The organism is Nonomuraea pusilla (assembly GCF_900109355.1).
Classification (GTDB): Bacteria; Actinomycetota; Actinomycetes; order Streptosporangiales; family Streptosporangiaceae; genus Nonomuraea; species Nonomuraea pusilla.
In genome coordinates this window covers 127,400-143,531 of record NZ_FOBF01000022.1, presented here as the reverse complement: position 1 = coordinate 143,531, position 16,132 = coordinate 127,400, and the positions used below count along the sequence as shown (strand labels likewise).

Here is a 16,132-nt window from a genome sequence, read left to right as displayed (position 1 = left end):
GGCGCCGTCGGACGCTGCCGCTAGACGTTGCGCCGGTACTGGCCGCCCGCCTCGAACAGGGCCTCGGTGATCTGCCCCAGCGAGCACACCCGCGCCGCCTCCATCAGCACCTCGAACGCGTTGCCCTGCGACATCGCCGCCTCGCGCAGCCTGGACAGCTGCGCGGGCGCCTCCGCCCTGTTGCGCTCGTGGAAGGCGCGCAGCCGGTCGAGCTGCGAGCGCTTCTCCTCCTCGGTGCCCCTGGCCAGTTCCAGCTTGCCCGGCTGGTGCTCCTCGCCGCGCGGGTTGCGGAAGGTGTTGACGCCGACGATGGGCAGCGACCCGTCGTGCTTGCGGGTCTCGTACAGCATCGACTCGTCCTGGATCTTGCCGCGCTGGTAGCCCGTCTCCATCGCGCCCAGCACGCCGCCCCGGTCCGAGAGCCGTTCGAACTCGCTCAGCACCGCCTCCTCGACCAGGTCGGTCAGCTCGTCGATGATGAACGAGCCCTGCAGCGGGTTCTCGTTCCTCGCCAGGCCCCATTCGCGGTTGATGATGAGCTGGATCGCCATCGCCCTGCGCACCGACTCCGCCGACGGCGTCGTCACGGCCTCGTCGTAGGCGTTGGTGTGCAGGCTGTTGCAGTTGTCGTAGATGGCGATCAGCGCCTGCAGGGTGGTGCGGATGTCGTTGAAGTCCATCTCCTGCGCGTGCAGCGACCTGCCGGAGGTCTGGATGTGGTACTTCAGCTTCTGCGCCCGCTCCGCCGCGCCGTACCGTTCGCGCATCGCCACCGCCCAGATGCGGCGGGCCACCCGGCCGAGCACGCTGTACTCGGGGTCCATGCCGTTGGAGAAGAAGAACGACAGGTTCGGCGCGAAGTCGTCGACGTCCATGCCGCGCGCCAGGTACGCCTCCACGTAGGTGAAGCCGTTGGCGAGGGTGAAGGCGAGCTGGCTGATGGGGTTCGCCCCGGCCTCGGCGATGTGGTAGCCGGAGATCGACACCGAGTAGAAGTTGCGCACGCCGTTGCGGATGAACCACTCCTGGATGTCGGCCATCATCCGCAGCGAGAACTCGGTGGAGAAGATGCAGGTGTTCTGCCCCTGATCCTCCTTCAGGATGTCGGCCTGGACGGTGCCCCTCACGGTGGCCAGCGTGCGGGCGCGCAGCTCGCGGGCCTCGTCCTCACCGGGCTCGCGGCCGTGCTCGGCGCGGAAGCGGTCCATGGCCTGGTCGATCGCCGTGTTGAGGAAGAAGGCCAGGATGGTGGGCGCCGGGCCGTTGATGGTCATCGACACCGACGTGTTCGGCGCCGTCAGGTCGAAGCCGTCGTAGAGCACCTTCATGTCGTCGAGCGTGGCGATGGAGACGCCCGAGGTGCCGACCTTGCCGTAGATGTCGGGGCGCGGGTCGGGGTCGTGGCCGTACAGCGTGACCGAGTCGAACGCGGTGGACAGGCGGGTCGCCGGCTGGCCCTCCGACAGCAGCTTGAAACGCCTGTTCGTGCGGAACGGGTCGCCCTCTCCCGCGAACATCCGCGTCGGGTCCTCGTCGTCGCGCTTGAACGGGAACACGCCCGCCGTGAACGGGAAACGGCCGGGCAGGTTCTCCGAGCGCAGGAAGCGCAGCAGGTCGCCGTGGTCGCTGTAGCGGGGCAGCGCCACGCGCGGCACCCGGTTGCCCGACAGGGTGTCGCGCCACAGCGGCGTGTGGATCTCCCTGTCGCGCACCTTCACGACCAGCTCGTCGGCGGAGTACTGCTCCTTGAGCTTCGGCCAGGCGTCGAGCAGCGCGCGGCTCTCGTCGCTCAGCTCGCTCTCCGCGCGGCCGGCCAGCTCGTCCAGCCGGGCGTCCGGGCCGTCGAGCAGGGCGCGCACGGCGGCGAGCTGCTGCCTGCGCCGCGCCACCTCGGCCTGGGCGAGCGTCTCCCCGTGGTAGGCGCGGACCGTCTCGGCGATCTCCGCCAGGTACCGCGACCTGGCCGACGGCACGATCGCGGCCGACACCTTGGACGTGCGGCCCTCGACCTTCTGCAGCAGGCCGGGGCCCGCGGGCATGCCCTTCTCCACGAGCTGCCCCTTGAGGTGCTGGTAGAGGGCGGTCACGCCGGCGTCGTTGTAGCGGGAGGCGATGGTGCCGAACACCGGCATGTCGTCCGGCGAGACGCCGAACGCGGCCCGGTTGCGCACGAGCTGGCGGCGCACGTCGCGCAGCGCGTCCTCGGCGCCGCGGCGCTCGAACTTGTTGATCACGACGGCCTCGGCGAAGTCGAGCATGTCGATCTTCTCAAGCTGCGAGGCCGCGCCGAACTCGGGCGTCATCACGTAGATCGGGACGTCCACGTGGTCCACGATCCCGGCGTCGCCCTGGCCGATGCCGGGCGTCTCGACCACGACCAGGTCGTACCCGGCGGCCCGGCAGGCGACGATCACGTCGTCGACGCAGGCGGGCACCTCGTTGGGCGCGCCTCTCGTGGCGAGGGAGCGGAAGTAGGTCTGGGCGCCGAGGCTGTTCATCCTGATGCGGTCGCCGAGCAGCGCGCCGCCGCCCCTCCTGCGGGTGGGGTCGATGGCGACGATCGCGATGCGCAGCTTGTCGTCGTTGTCCACCCGGAGCCTGCGTACCAGCTCGTCCGTCAGCGACGACTTGCCCGAGCCGCCGGTGCCGGTGATGCCGAGCACGGGCGCGACCCGGCGCGCCGCGGCCTCGCGCAGGCCCGCCACCAGCTCCTCGGGAGCCCGGTCCGACTCGATGAGGGTGATCGCGCGGGCCAGCGCCGTCTGGTCGCCCGACACGACCGCCTCGACGGACGGCGGGTCGCCCGGCTCGACGTCGCAGTCCTCGATCAGCTTGTTGATCATCCCGGGCAGCCCCAGCCGCTGGCCGTCCTCGGGAGAGAAGATGCGGCGGACCCCCCTGGAGTGCAGCAGCTCGATCTCCTCCGGCACGATCACGCCGCCACCGCCGCCGTACACCTTGACGTGGCCGGCGCCGCGCTCCCGCAGCAGCTCCACCAGGTAGCTGAAGAACTCGACGTGTCCGCCCTGGTACGAGCTGATCGCGACGCCCTGGACGTCCTCCTGGATGGCGGCCGTGACGATCTCGTCGACGGAGCGGTTGTGCCCGAGATGGATCACCTCGGCCCCCTGCGACTGAAGAATGCGCCGCATGATGTTGATCGCCGCGTCATGACCGTCGAACAACGCCGCGGCGGTCACGAATCGGACGGGGTGGGCCGGAACGTGCACGCCTGATCACTCCTTCGTGAGGGGCCTCTCCACAAGATACTAGGACGTCCTACTATTTCCTGGCACCGTCAGGGTAGGGGCGGGTGTCGAGGAGGTGGTGCGGCGATGCGCGCGCTCACGTTCGTGCCGTGCACGGAGGGCACCCTCGGCGTGGAGGAGGTGCCCGACCCCCGGCCGGGACCCGGCGAACTGCTCGTCCAGGGACTCGCGCTGGGCATCTGCGGAACCGACAGGGAGCTCGCCGCCGGCGAGTACGGCTGGCCGCCGCCCGGCAGGGAACGCATGACCATCGGCCACGAGTCGTTCGGCCGGGTGCTGGAGGCCCCCGACGGCTCCGGCTTCTCCCCCGGCGACCTGGTCGTGGGCGTCGTACGCCGGCCCGACCCCGAACCGTGCCGGGCCTGCGCCCACGGCGAGTTCGACATGTGCCGCAACGGCCGCTACACCGAACGCGGCATCAAGGAGCTCGACGGCTACGGCAGCGAGCGCTGGACCGTCGAGACCGGCTACGCCGTCAAGCTCGACCCGGCGCTCGCGTCCGTCGGGGTGCTGGTCGAGCCCGCGTCCGTGGTGGCCAAGGCGTGGGAGCACATCGAGCACATCGGGTCGCGCGGCTGGTTCGAGCCCCGCAGCCTGCTCGTCACAGGGGCCGGGCCGATCGGGCTGCTGGCCGCGCTGCTCGGCCGCCAGCGCGGGCTGGAGGTGCACGTCCTCGACCGGGCCGACGAAGGACTGAAGCCGGAGCTCGTCACCGCCCTGGGCGGGACCTACCACGCGGGCGACTCGCTGGAGCCGTTCTCCAAGGACAGGCCCGACATCATCATCGAGGCCACGGGGGCCGGCTCACTCGTCCTGGAGGCCATGACCACGACCGCCCCCGCGGGCATCGTCTGCCTGGCCGGGCTGTCGCCGGGCGGGCGCACCCACCGCGTGGACGCCGGGCAGATCAACAGGGAGATCGTGCTGGAGAACGACGTGACGTTCGGGACGGTCAACGCCAACCTGCGGCACTTCGCGGCGGCGGCGCGGGCCCTCGCGCAGGCCGACTCCGGGTGGCTGGAGCGGCTGATCACCCGCCGGGTGCCGCTGGAGCACGCGGCGGACGCGTTCGAGCGGGGCGACGACGTCAAGGTCGTCATCGAACTCGGCGCATAGACGCGGCAGACGCAGGCGGTCAGGGCGTGGCGGTGTCAGGCGCTGGTGCGGCTTCTCGGCTCGTACGGCCTGCGCCTGGTCGGGCCGCCTCGCGGCGCGGGAACGGCCTCCACGGCGGGTTCCGGGGTCGGCGGCCCGGCGACCGCGCGGACGGGCCCCTCCCGGCGGACGGCCTCGGAAGCAGGCGCCTCCCACGGGGACCACGCGGACTCCGGGGAGGACCCCGCGGGCTCGGCGGCGGGCTCCCACGGCGACCACGCGGGCTCGGCGGGCGGCTCCTGGGCGGGCATGGGGGTTGGCTCGTTCCACTGCTGGGCCGGGCGGCGGTGGGTGCCGCGGCGGCGTGAGAAGCGTAAGGAGAGCAGCACGGTCGCCAGCACCATGACGCCGAGCAGCGCGGGAGGCGTGCCGATGAGGTCGAGCGGCGAGGAGCCCTGGGGCTCGGCCCGCGGCGTGGCCCGCACGAACGGCTGCTCGGTGGAGCGGATCCCGGCCAGCTCGACGTTGGTCTTGACGACGCGCGGCAGCCCGTAACCGACGACCTTGTCGGTGTCGCGGGTCTTGCGCTTGAGCCAGACCCCGTCCACGTTCGCCTCGATCGTGTGGATCTTCTTGCCGTCGACGCGCTCCACGATGCCGACGTGGTCGACGCCCTTGTAGTTCTTGCCGCCGCGCCAGTCGAAGAAGACCAGGGCACCCGGCTCCGGCTGGCGGGTCCAGGCGCCCTGCTGGATGAACCAGGCCGCATGGGACGGCGTCCAGGCGAACTGTCCGACGTAGTCGGAGATCCCCGCCTTGTCCGCGGCCCACGCGATGAACATGTCGCACCACGGCGCGTCACGGTACTGGGGGTCTTGGACGCGATCTGCGTACCACTGGCCGAACTTGGTGAACTGGCCTTTCTTCTCCTTGTAGCCGAGTTCACGCCGTGCCTGATTCAGCAGCTCTTTCGCGATCGGGTCCAGGACGCCTCCTCCCAGATGACCGGCAGATCACGATGGACTGTAATAGCGCCCTCGCGGATTCGCTCGCATGTCTGGGAAAGTGTCTAGTTATGAGCTGAAATTTCGGCTGTGGGACTCCTGGGATCGGCGCCGTCAGGCCCCGGCGCCCACGCGGTAGACGCCCTCGTCCCCCCCGCCCGGCGCGACCACGTCGGCGACGATCACGGTCACGTTGTCGGGCGAGCCGCCCTCGTTGGCCAGGTCGATGAGCCGCTGCACCGCGGCGTTCGGGTCGGCCACCGTGGTCAGCACCTCGTGCAGCGTCTCCGGGCCGAGGACGGTGGTCAGGCCGTCGGAGCACAGCAGGTAGCGGTCGTCGGGCTCGGCCTCGCGCAGCGCCATGTCGGGCTCGGCCCTGCCTTCGCTGCCGAGCACCCGCAGGACCATCGACCGCCGCGGGTGGACAGCGGCCTGATCCTCTGTTATCCGTCCTTCATCCACCATGGACTGCACAAGTGTGTGATCCTTGGTCATCTGGTACAGCGCACCATCACGAAGCAGGTACCCGCGGGAGTCACCGAGATGAGCCAGGGCGAACCGGTAACCGTCGAACAGCATCGCGGTCACCGTGGTCCCCATCCCCCTGCGCGCGGGGTCGATGTCGGCGAGCTCGACCAGCCTGCGGGCGGCCTCGTGCACGGCGCCCTCCAGCGCCGCCTCCAGATCACAGCCGGTCTCGGGAAGCGTGGCGTCCAGCTCGCGCATCACGGCGATCGCCGCCGCGCTCGCCAGCTCGCCGGCCGCGTGTCCACCCATCCCGTCAGCCACCACGAGCAACCGGCCGCTCGCGTAGCCGGAATCCTCGTTCTGCTCCCTGCGGCGGCCCACATCGGACCCGGCGGCATAGCGGATGTTGTGCTTCATAGACAGCAGTAAATCATTGGTTGAAAGACTTCACAAGCAGATGCGCTGAAGACTGGTTGTGAACTACTGTGGTGACCATGAGCCACGACCCGACCGTCAACGCCGGGGACATCGCCCGGCTCGCCGGCGTCGGGCGTGCCGCGGTCAGCAACTGGCGACGCCGCCACGACGACTTCCCCGATCCCGTCGGTGGAACCGCGAACCAGCCGCTGTTCTCGCTGCGGCAGGTCGAGTCGTGGCTGCGGCGCTATGGGAAGTCCTACCAGGTCTCGCTGGGAGATCGGGTGTGGCAACGCATGAAAGCCGCAGGGGATTTGCGCCTGGGCGAGCTGGTGGCCGCGGCCGGTGCGCTGCTGACCCGCCGGCGCGGCGAGGCAGGGCCGCCGTCCACCGGCCGCGACGGCGCGGCGGGGGCAGGAGCAGAGGCGCTCCCGGCCGGGCAGCACGGCGACCCACCCGCCGGGCCGGAGCCGGAGCTGGAGCCCGAACTGGCCGGGCTGGTGACCGAGTTCGCCGAGCGGCACGGCGCGCTGACGGCGTACGAGTTCCTGTGCGAGCGCTACTTCGAGGCCCACTCCCGGCAGCTCGCCGTCACCCGCGACGAGGTGGCCGCTCTCATGGCCAGGCTCGCCGCCCCGGCGGGCGCCACCGTGCTCGACCCGGCCTGCGGCGTCGGCACCCTGCTCCTCGCGCCCGGCGCGGGCGCCGTCCTCGGCCAGGACCTCAACGAGACGTCCGCCGCCATCACCCGCGCGCGGCTGCTGCTGCGCGGCGTCGAGGCCGACGTCGCCGCCGGCGACTCCATGCGTCACGACGGGTTCACCGGACGCAGGGCCGACGCCGTGCTGTGCGACCCGCCGTTCAACGAGCGCGCCTGGGGCTACGAGGAGCTCACCGGCGACCCCCGCTGGGAGTACGGCCTGCCGCCGCGCGGCGAGCCCGAACTGGCCTGGGTGCAGCACTGCCTCGCGCACGTCAGGCCGGGCGGCATGGTGGCGATCCTCATGCCGCCCGCCGCCGCGAGCCGCAAGGCGGGGCGGCGCATCAGGGCCAACCTGCTGCGCGCGGGCGCGCTGCGCGCGGTCGTCGCGCTGCAGGGCAGCGACCTGTGGCTGCTGCGCCGCCCCACCGCCGGCGAGCGCCCGCCGTCGGACGTGCTCATCATGAACGCCGGCTCCGACCTCTCCGCCGTCGAGCCCGCCTGGCGCGCCTACCTCGACGACCGCGCCGACCACACGGTCCGCATCATCGACCTGCTGGCCGACGAGGTGGACATGACCCCGGCCCGCCACCAGCGCCGCGACGACCTCGGAAGGGCCTTCGCCGAGGCCCGCGACCGCTTCCTCGCCGCCACCGCCGTGCCGCCCGACCTGAAGGTCCTCGACCAGCCGCTCGACCAGCCCGTCACCACGCTCGGCGACCTCATCAAGGAGGGGCTGGTGACGGCGTCGCAGGCGCCGCCGAAGATGACCGCCGACGGCGGCGACGTGCCGGTGCTCACCTCCGACGACCTCGCCAACGGCACCGGCCCCACCGGGCTGACCACGCAGCAGCAGGGGCTCGTGGTGATCCGTCCAGGCGACGTGGTGGCGTCGTACTCCGCCGTGCGGGTGATGACCGACGGCGGGGCGGCGCTCGGGCCGCACCTGACCCTCTACCGGGTCGACGCGCGCAGGCTCGACCCCGACTTCCTCGCGGGTTACCTGCGGGCCGCGGGCGGCCGGGCCACCACGGGCTCCAGCAGGTTCGACGTGCGCCGCACCCGCCTGCCACGGCTCCCGCTGAAGGAGCAGCGGGCCTACGGCGAGGCCTTCCGCCAGCTCGCCGTGCTGGAGGACGCGCTGCGCGAGACGTCCTCCCTGGGCCAGACCCTGATCAGGCTCGGCCTGGACGGGCTCACCGACGGACACCTGCACCCGCAGCCCTGACGGTGTACTTTTTTCCCGAAAAAGACCGCGGGGAGGGGCGAATGGTCATCGGGGACCGGTACGAGCTCGACGACCTCCCCCTCGGCCAGGGCGGCATGGGCGCCGTCTACGCCGGCCACGACCGGCACCTGGACCGCAGGGTCGCCGTCAAGTTCCTCAGGCTGCCCGGCGGCGGCCCCGACCAGGAGCTGGAGCGCCGCTTCCTGCGCGAGGCCCGCATCCTGGCCAGGCTGGAACACGCCGGCGCGCCCGTCCTGTACGACTTCGGCACCCACGAGCAGCGTCTGTACCAGGTGATGCAGTTCATCGAGGGCGTCACCGTGGCCGACGTCGTCAGCGAGTACGGCCCGCTGCCGGTGCCGTGGGCGGCGGCCATCGCGGCCCAGGCGTGCGCCGTGCTGTCGGCCGCGCACGCGCTGTCCATCTGCCACCGCGACCTCAAGCCCACGAACCTCATGCTCTGCCCCGACGGCAGCGTCAAGGTCCTCGACTTCGGCCTCGCCCTGCTGCGCGACGGCGACCTGACCACGTTCACCCGCATCGGGCAGATCCTCGGCACGCCCGCGTACATGGCGCCCGAGCAGATCCAGCACGGCGTGGCCGAGCCGCGCAGCGACCTGTACTCCCTGGGCTGCGTCCTGCACGAGATGCTGACCGGGGAGCAGCTCTTCACCGGGCCCACCGACTACGTGGTGTTCGAGAAGCAGGTGAAGGAACGCCCGCCGGCGATCCCCGGCCTGCCGCCCGGGCTGGGCGAGCTGCTGGCGCAGGTGCTGGAGAAGAAGCCCGACGACCGGCCCGCCGACGCCGACGAGCTGTACGAGCGGCTCGACCCCTTCGCCGTGAACCTGCCCGTGCTGCCCGGCTTCCTGACCCTCGCCCCGAGCCCGGGCCGCATGTACGCCCGCATGGCAGGCCGCGCCCTCACCCCGTGACCCCCACGGCCTCACCGCCCCCGAGCCCCCGAAGGACCGGCACGCCCCGCCCCCGCCCACCCCTCCGGTGCGACCTCAGCCGTGGACCGGCACGGGCCGCCCCCGGAAGGACCTCAGCCCGTGGAGCCGGCTGTCGGGCCGGCGAAGTGCAGGACGAGGTACTCGTACTCGCCCTCCCCCGCCCGTTTGAACCTGCCGTCGCCGTTCAGGTCGACGAAGGCGGCGAGGTACAGGTCGCCCCGCTGCCGGCTCAGCGGCGTGGACGAGCCGTCCTTGAAGACGGCGGAGAAGAAGACCTTGTCCTGCGTGCCGGACAGGTGCTCGACCCGGCCCCCGATGAGGTAGTTGTGGCCCTCGCGGTTGAGGTAGAGGGTTCCGGAGCCGCGCTCGTAGTCGGCGATGCCGGTGCCGGGGGCGAAGCACGGCTGGTCGTCGGTCTTGCCGCCGTCCTTGATGGAGAAGACCGAGTCGTCGGTCCAGGCGCAGATCTGCAGCGCGCGGTCCTTGGCGAGCTTGGGGAAGCGCAGCTCCAGCGGCGCGGCGGCGAGCGTGGCCGTGGTGACGGGGCCCTCGGTGTCGGTGAGCGCGAGCGGGACGGCCTTGCCGCCCTGCCAGACCTCCAGGCCGAGGCGGGGCGTGTGGACGACCTCGGTGCCCGTCGCCGAGGCCGAGGGCGTCGCGGGTGTGCCGGGCGAGGTGGCGGAGACCGGCGACGGCGACGGTGTGGGGGTGGCGCGGCCCGGGCCGTTCAAGGCGATGATCGTCACGGTGCTCGCGGTGGCCAGGCCGGCGACGACGGCGGCGCCGATGATCAGGCCCGATCGGCCCCGGCGTGTCCTGGTGACGGGCGTCGGCGACGACGGCGCGGGCGGCGGCACCGTGGACCAGCGGCTGCCCGGGTCGGGCGGCGGAAGGTCCCGCAGCGCCGGCGGCACGTACCCGCCGACACCGCTCCCCGCGCGGCCGTCCGCCTGGCCGGCGGGGGCGGCGCCCTGGAGGCCGGGCAGGGGATGGCCGGCGCCTGGGCGGTCGTCCATGAGACCGAGCAGCACCTGCTGGGCGGTGGGGCGGCGGGACGGGTCCTTGGCCAGGCAGGCGGCGACGTAGGCACGCAGCCGCCCGCTCAGCCGCCCGAGGTCGGGCTCGGCGTTGAGTATGCGGTTGATGACGGCGGGCAGCGGCTCGTGGCCGAACGGCGGCGCGCCGTTGGCGGCGAAGGCGATGGTGCACGCCCAGGCGAACATGTCGAGGGGCGGCCCCACCGGGTCGCCGGCGAGCTGCTCGGGCGACATGTACGCGGGCGTGCCCACGGCGCCGCTGGTCGTCGCCGCTGTGGCGTCGAACGGCCGGGCGATGCCGAAGTCGATGACGCGCGGGCCGTCGGCGCCGAGCAGCACGTTCGCGGGCTTGAAGTCGCGGTGGACCACCCCTGCCGAGTGGACGGCGCCCAGCGCCGTGGCCGTGGCGACGGCCAGGCGGTCGAGCGCCGTGCCGGTCAGGACGCCGCGCTCGCGCACCGCCTGCTGCAGCGACGGGCCCTCGACGTACTCGCTGACGACGTACGGCGGGTCGGCGTCGGGGTCGGCGTGGAGGACGCGGGCCGTGCAGAACGGCGCGACCCGCTGGAGCGCCGCCAGCTCCCGGTGGAAGTAGCGCCTGGCCTCGCCGTCGTGGAGGATGTGCCCGTGCAGGAGCTTGACGGCGACCTGCTGCCCCTCCTGTGACACGCCGAGGTAGACGACGCCCTGGCCGCCCTCGCCGAGCCGCCCGCGCAGCGCGTATCCGGCGATCTCCCGAGGGTCGGTCGGGCGGAGTGGCTGTGGCGCGGCGGTACCGGACATGACCTCGATTCTGCCGGATGCCCCGCTCTCACGGAGCCTGGCCCGACCAGGTCACACGCAGCCCGTCGCGGGCGCCGAACCGTTCCAGGTGGTCGGTGACGACGTGCCTGACCCGGTCGAGGCTCTCCTCGTCGGCCGCCTCGACGTGCAGAGTCAGGGCGTCGGGGTGGGCGCGCAGCACGCAGGTGCCCCAGTCGAACCTGGCGGTGCCGTGGTCGTCGGTCCACTCGGCGGGCACCTTGCGGGCGAAGTGCTTGCAGAGCTGGGCGAGGTAGCGGCCGGCGCGGTCGGTCTCCACGCGGGACGTGCTGGTCAGCATGCGGAACCTTTCGTACGGGGCCTGGGGAGCAGGCCGGTCTCCACGCAGTGGTCGAGGTAGCGGAACATGGCCTGACGCCCGACGGGCGGGCAGGGGAAGGCGGCGGCCCGGCCGCAGCGGACCGGCCCCATGGCGGGCGGCGGCTGCCCTGCCAGGTCGAAGAAAGCGGCCGTGGCCGCCGACTCGGCGCCGCCCCGCCTGACCAGCTCGGTCCATTCCGCGACTGACACGGCCGCGGCGCGGTAGCCGTAGTCGCGTACCCATGCCATGGCCTCGCGCAGGTGGACGGGCGGGAGCGGGGCGAGGTTGTGCACGCCGGTCGCGCCCTCGGCGACCAGGGCGGCGACGGCGCGGGCCGCGTAGTCGACCGGGGTCCAGGGCTCGGCGACGTCCAGGTCGGGCAGCGCCCCCACCGGGATGCCGGCCCGCAGGACCCTCCAGAACAGGTCGGACGGGTTGACCTGGCCGGCGTCCGGCGCGCCGACGACCCGGCCGAGGCGGTGGACGGCGGCGGGGAGGCCGCGCTCGGCGGCCTGGCGGACCAGCTCCTCGGCGACCCACTTGCTCTGCCGGTAACCGTCGGACAGCCCCGCGTGCGGGGGGACGTACGCCTCCTCGACGGGTGCGCCCGGCGGGGCCACGGCGAGCGTGGAGACGTGGTGGAAGGGGGCGCCGAGGCGGAGCAGCGCGAGCGTGGCGGCGACGTTGACGGCGCGCACGCTGGCGTAGCCGCGCGTCAGGCTGACGGTGGCGGCGTTGTGGCAGACGGCCGCGTAGTCGCCGGTGAGGGGGGTGGCGGCGAGGTCGGCGGGGACGACGTCGACCCGGCCCTCGGGCAGGTGCGGCAGGTCCTGCGCGGCGAGGGCCTCGGCGAGCCGCCGCCGCGCGGACGCCTCGTCGGGGGCCCGTACCGCGCAGACCACGCGGGCGTCGGTCGCCTCCAGGAGCGCCGTGAGGAGGTGCGGTCCGACGAAGCCGGTGGCGCCGGTGAGCAGGATGCGCGGCGGGCGCGCGGGTGAGGCCCGCCGCGGCCCGGGGACGTCCGGCGGGAGGACCGCGTCGCCCAGGTAGCCGGCCTCCGGGGCCGCGACGCCGGGCTCCCCCGCCACCCCTGTCAGGGCCGTGGTCAGGGTGGCGGCGGTGGGATGGCGGAAGAGGAGCGCGGCGGGCACGTCATGGCCCAGCGCGGCGGAGAGCCTGGTGACGACCTGGACGGCTTGGAGGGAGTGCCCGCCCAGCTCGAAGAAGTCGTCGCCCGGCGACAGGCCGGTCGTCCCGAGGACGTCCTCCCAGACCCGCACCACGAGCCGCATCAGCCCGGCGGAGGGACCGCCGGCCGGCCCGGCCGCCCGCGGCGTTCCCTGACCGGGTGGTGTGTGCAGGGCGTCGCGGTCGATCTTGCCTGTCGGCGTGCGCGGGATGCGCGGCACGACGGCGTACGAGGTGGGGATGACGGCGGGCGGCAGGCAGGCCGTCAGGTGGCGGCGCAGTTCGGCGGCCGTGAGCGGCGGCCCCGGCTCCTGCACGACGTGAGCGGCCAGGTGCTTGACGCCGTCCGCCCCGGACCGGCCCGCGACGGCGGCCTCCCGCACCCGGGGATGGCGCAGCAGCGCGCTCTCGATCTCGGCGGGGTCCACCCGGTGCCCGCTGATCTTGAACTGGTCGTCGGCGCGCCCCAGGTGGACGAGCTGCCCGTCGGGCCGGACGCGGACCAGGTCGCCGGTGCGGTGGACGCGCTCGCCGCCGCACACCGGGAAGGGGGCGTCCAGGTAGCCGCGGGCCAGGCCGCCGCCCATGAGCACCAGCTCGCCGTCCACCACGGCGGCGCGCACCCCGGGCAGCGGACGCCCGATGGGCGCCTCGGAGTCGCCGGGGACGAGTTCGGCGACCGTCGCCACGACCGTGGCCTCGGTGGGCCCGTACGTGTTGAGCAGCCGCACCCCGCCGCGTACCGCGGCGTGCCAGCGCGCGACCCGCTCGGGCAGCGCGGCCTCCCCGCCGATGACGACGGTGCGCACGCAGGGCGGGAGCACGGCCGATCCCGCGGAGAGGGCGTAGGCCACCTCGTGCCAGAACGCCGTCGGCAGGTCCAGCACGGTGACGCCGAGGTCGGCGCACGCCTGGAGCAGCCTGGGGACGGACCCCGCCATCTCGTCGGTGCGCAGCACCAGGGTGGCGCCCGCGCACAGGGTCAGGAAGATCTCCTCGACGGAGGCGTCGAAGTGCAGCGGCGCGAACTGCAGCACCCGGTCGTCGGCCCGCACGCCGTAGACGCCGGTGGCGCCGGCGACGAAGTGGGCGAGCGCCTCGTGGCCGACCGCGACGCCCTTCGGCCGGCCGGTGGAGCCCGAGGTGTGCATGACGTACGCGAGGCCGGGAGCGTGCCCGTCGCCGCGCCCGCCCGCCAGGCGCTCCACGCTGCCGGGAGTGACCAGGGCGTCGGGGCGGGCGTCGGCGAGCACCGCCCGGGTCCGCGCCTCGGGCCAGGCGGGGTCGAGCGGCAGGTACGCCGCCCCCGCGAGGACGGTGCCGACGATCGCGGTGATCGCCTCGAAGCCCCTCGGCAGCATGACGGCGACCAGGCGCGCCCCGCGCAGCCGGTCCGCGAAGGTCCGGGCCGCCTCCATGAGTTCCCGGTAGGTGAGCCTGCGGCCTTCCCGCTCGACGGCGACGGCGTGCGGGGTCGCGGCGGCCCGTCCTGCGATGAGATGCGCGACCGGCACGGCGGGCACCGGCAGGGGCCCGCCGTCGAGCACGACGGACGCCCCCAGGGACCGGCCCCGCGGCCCGCGATCGGGCGCCACGGACGCCTCCGGGAGCCCGGGGGACGACCGGCCGGCCGCCGCCGCGCGCCAGGGGCGGGCCGGCGCCCGGGTGAGGCGTCGCAGCAGTGCGAGCCAGGCTTCGGCGTGGTCGTCCAGTTCGTCCGGCCGGTACGCGGCCGCGTTCACGTCGATGTCGGCGTACGGCCTCGCGCCCTCCCCCGCCCCGGTGGACACGGCGATCGACAGGTCCTCGACGGGTCCGGCCGCCACGTTCCGCACCGTGCCGAGCGCCTCGCCGAACCGGAGGGACCGGCCGAACGGCAGCACGTTCACCACCGGCCCGAAGAGCCGCCGGTCGCCGCCCACCAGCCGCAGGTCGCGCCGCAGCCACTCGTACCGGTAACGGTGGTGCGGCCTGGTGGCCCGCAGCTCCGCCCCCGCGCGCGCGGTCAGCTCCTCCAGGGTGGCCGACGGCGTCACGGGCACGCGCAGCGGCACGATGTTCATGGCCATGCAGGGGACGTTCAGCGCGGCCGAGCCGAGCCGGTTCATCACCGGCAGCCCGAGCACCGCCTCGCCGGCCCCGGTGCGTTCGCGCAGGTAGGCGGCGGTCACCGCGACCAGGGTCTCCGGGGTGACGGGCGCGGGCAGCTCCACCCTCCTGCGCAGCACCCGCCGCCCGGCGGGCGCGGCGGGGGCGAGCAGCGGCGGCGCCAGCATGCCGCCGCAGCGCGCGAGCCAGAACTCCCGGTCCCGCTCCCGCTGCCCGGACGGCCCCGCGTAGGCCGCCGCCTCCTCCAGCAGCGGGGCGAGGGATGCGGGAGGCGGGGCGTCGCCGGCGCCCCGGCGCAGCGCGGTGTAGCGGGCGGCCACCCGCCTGGCGAGGAGCGCGAACGCGTACCCGTCGGCGGCGATGTGGTGGACGCGCTGGTACCACAGGTGCAGGCCGGGTCCGACGGCGAGGAGCGCCTGGCGGAAGAGCGGGCCGCGGGCGAGGTCCACGACGGTCTCCAGGTCCGTCCGCATCCACGCCTCGGCCTCCTCGACGCCGGACGCCTCGGCGCGGACCAGCTCCCAGTCGTCCGTGACGGTGATGACCTGGGCGGACACGTCGGGGAACGTGGCGTGCAGCGCCTGCGCCGCGCCGATCACCGAGCGCAGCGCCCGCTCGAACAGCGCGGTGTCGAGCGGCCCCCGGATCTCGACGTACTCACCCGCGTTGTACGCGGGGCTGCCGGGGTCGAGCGCCTGGCCGGTCCAGATGCCCTCCTGGGCGGGCAGCAGCGGCAGCGGCTCAGCCACGGATCAGCTCTCCCCAGGCCCGCAGGGTGGGCCGCTCGGCCAGGTCCATGAAGTCGACCCCGAACCGCTCGGCGAGCGCCATCATCCTGATGGAGTCCATGCCGTGGTCGATCAGGTCGTCGTCGTCGCCGGGGAGCTCGCCCACCAGCTCGGCGACCCGCGTCCGCAGCTCCTCGGCGCTCACGCGAGCACCTGCGCGGTGGTGACGACGGCGGCGCACCGCTGGGCGGCGTAGTCGAGCGCGCCCCGGTGGTGGTCGAGCGAGAAGTCGGCGACGGCGTCAGCCACCACGAACGGCTGGATGTCGCGCATGAAGGCGTCCAGCGCGGTGGCGAGCACGCCGATGTGCGCGTACACGCCGACGAGGACGAGCTGGTCGCGGCCCCGCAGCCGCTCGTCCAGGTCGGTGCGGACGAAGGCGCTGTAGCGCCACTTGGTCAGCACGGCGGACGGGTCGGCGGGCCGCAGCGGGCCGACGATGGCCGCGGCCGACGGCTCCGCGCCCAGGCCGGGACCCCAGAAGTCGGTGAGCAGGCCGCGCAGGCGCGGCTCCTGCGCGCCGGGCTGCGCGGAGTACAGCACGGGCACGCCGAGCGCGGCGCAGCGTTCGCGCAGCCGCTGGATGTTGGCGATGACCTCGGGGATCGGCCCGGCCTTGAAGGGCGCGAGGAAGTGGTTCTGCATGTCGTGGACGAGCAGGGCGGCGCGGCCTGGATCGAGGTTCCAGGCGACCCGGCCGCGCGGCGGCTCACCGGGCAGGGCGTACGGCTCGATGACGGGCAGGGCCAC

General features: G+C 73.8%; 11 protein-coding genes. 3 read left to right on the top strand and 8 right to left on the bottom strand.

The genetic code is table 11. From position 1 onward, the window contains the following. Nucleotides 1–20 precede the first annotated feature (20 nt). The gene (icmF, locus tag BMX74_RS34520; protein ID WP_091104731.1) at nucleotides 21–3,230 is read right to left on the bottom strand and encodes a fused isobutyryl-CoA mutase/GTPase IcmF; all 3,210 of its coding nucleotides are present in this window, start codon (nucleotides 3,228–3,230) and stop codon (nucleotides 21–23) included. 105 nt (nucleotides 3,231–3,335) lie between these two features. Here icmF and BMX74_RS34515 point away from each other — a divergent pair, with 105 nt between their 5' ends. Beyond that, complete coding sequence (locus tag BMX74_RS34515) at nucleotides 3,336–4,385, top strand: glucose 1-dehydrogenase (protein WP_091104730.1); 1,050 nt, start codon at nucleotides 3,336–3,338, stop codon at nucleotides 4,383–4,385. A gap of 35 nt (nucleotides 4,386–4,420) precedes the next feature. Here the strand turns inward: BMX74_RS34515 and BMX74_RS43440 are convergent, their stop codons facing one another. Both BMX74_RS43440 and BMX74_RS34505 read right to left on the bottom strand, forming a co-directional pair. Further along, nucleotides 4,421–5,326 carry a CHAP domain-containing protein gene (locus BMX74_RS43440; protein WP_256257452.1) on the bottom strand — a complete coding sequence of 302 codons (906 nt, stop codon included), beginning with the start codon at nucleotides 5,324–5,326 and terminating at the stop codon, nucleotides 4,421–4,423. 156 nt (nucleotides 5,327–5,482) lie between these two features. Next, a complete protein-coding gene (locus BMX74_RS34505) occupies nucleotides 5,483–6,253 on the bottom strand; it encodes a PP2C family protein-serine/threonine phosphatase (protein WP_055506904.1) in 771 nt (256 codons plus the stop codon). A 77-nt stretch (nucleotides 6,254–6,330) separates the two neighbouring features. Here BMX74_RS34505 and BMX74_RS34500 point away from each other — a divergent pair, with 77 nt between their 5' ends. Further along, a complete protein-coding gene (locus BMX74_RS34500) occupies nucleotides 6,331–8,181 on the top strand; it encodes an N-6 DNA methylase (RefSeq protein ID WP_091104766.1) in 1,851 nt (616 codons plus the stop codon). Between the two features lie 41 nt (nucleotides 8,182–8,222). Continuing rightward, entirely contained in the window at nucleotides 8,223–9,116 is an 894-nt protein-coding gene (locus BMX74_RS34495) for a serine/threonine-protein kinase (protein ID WP_055506903.1), read from the top strand. Between the two features lie 113 nt (nucleotides 9,117–9,229). Here the strand turns inward: BMX74_RS34495 and BMX74_RS34490 are convergent, their stop codons facing one another. From BMX74_RS34490 to BMX74_RS34470, 5 genes are read right to left on the bottom strand one after another with little or no spacing between them, the layout of a single operon-like run. Further along, nucleotides 9,230–10,957 (bottom strand): serine/threonine protein kinase, encoded by a 1,728-nt coding sequence (locus BMX74_RS34490; protein WP_091104728.1) that lies wholly within the window; start codon nucleotides 10,955–10,957, stop codon nucleotides 9,230–9,232. 28 nt (nucleotides 10,958–10,985) lie between these two features. Then, nucleotides 10,986–11,276, bottom strand: a complete 291-nt coding sequence (locus BMX74_RS34485) for a DUF2218 domain-containing protein (protein WP_055506901.1) — start codon at nucleotides 11,274–11,276, stop codon at nucleotides 10,986–10,988. After that, entirely contained in the window at nucleotides 11,270–15,343 is a 4,074-nt protein-coding gene (locus BMX74_RS34480) for a thioester reductase domain-containing protein (RefSeq protein WP_091104727.1), read from the bottom strand. The genes BMX74_RS34485 and BMX74_RS34480 overlap by 7 nt, the downstream gene beginning before the upstream one ends. Beyond that, the gene (locus BMX74_RS34475) at nucleotides 15,336–15,527 is read right to left on the bottom strand and encodes a phosphopantetheine-binding protein (RefSeq protein WP_177227621.1); all 192 of its coding nucleotides are present in this window, start codon (nucleotides 15,525–15,527) and stop codon (nucleotides 15,336–15,338) included. The genes BMX74_RS34480 and BMX74_RS34475 overlap by 8 nt, the downstream gene beginning before the upstream one ends. After that, nucleotides 15,524–16,132, bottom strand: coding sequence for an isochorismatase family protein (locus BMX74_RS34470; RefSeq protein ID WP_176573515.1), 609 nt, complete (start codon nucleotides 16,130–16,132; stop codon nucleotides 15,524–15,526). The genes BMX74_RS34475 and BMX74_RS34470 overlap by 4 nt, the downstream gene beginning before the upstream one ends.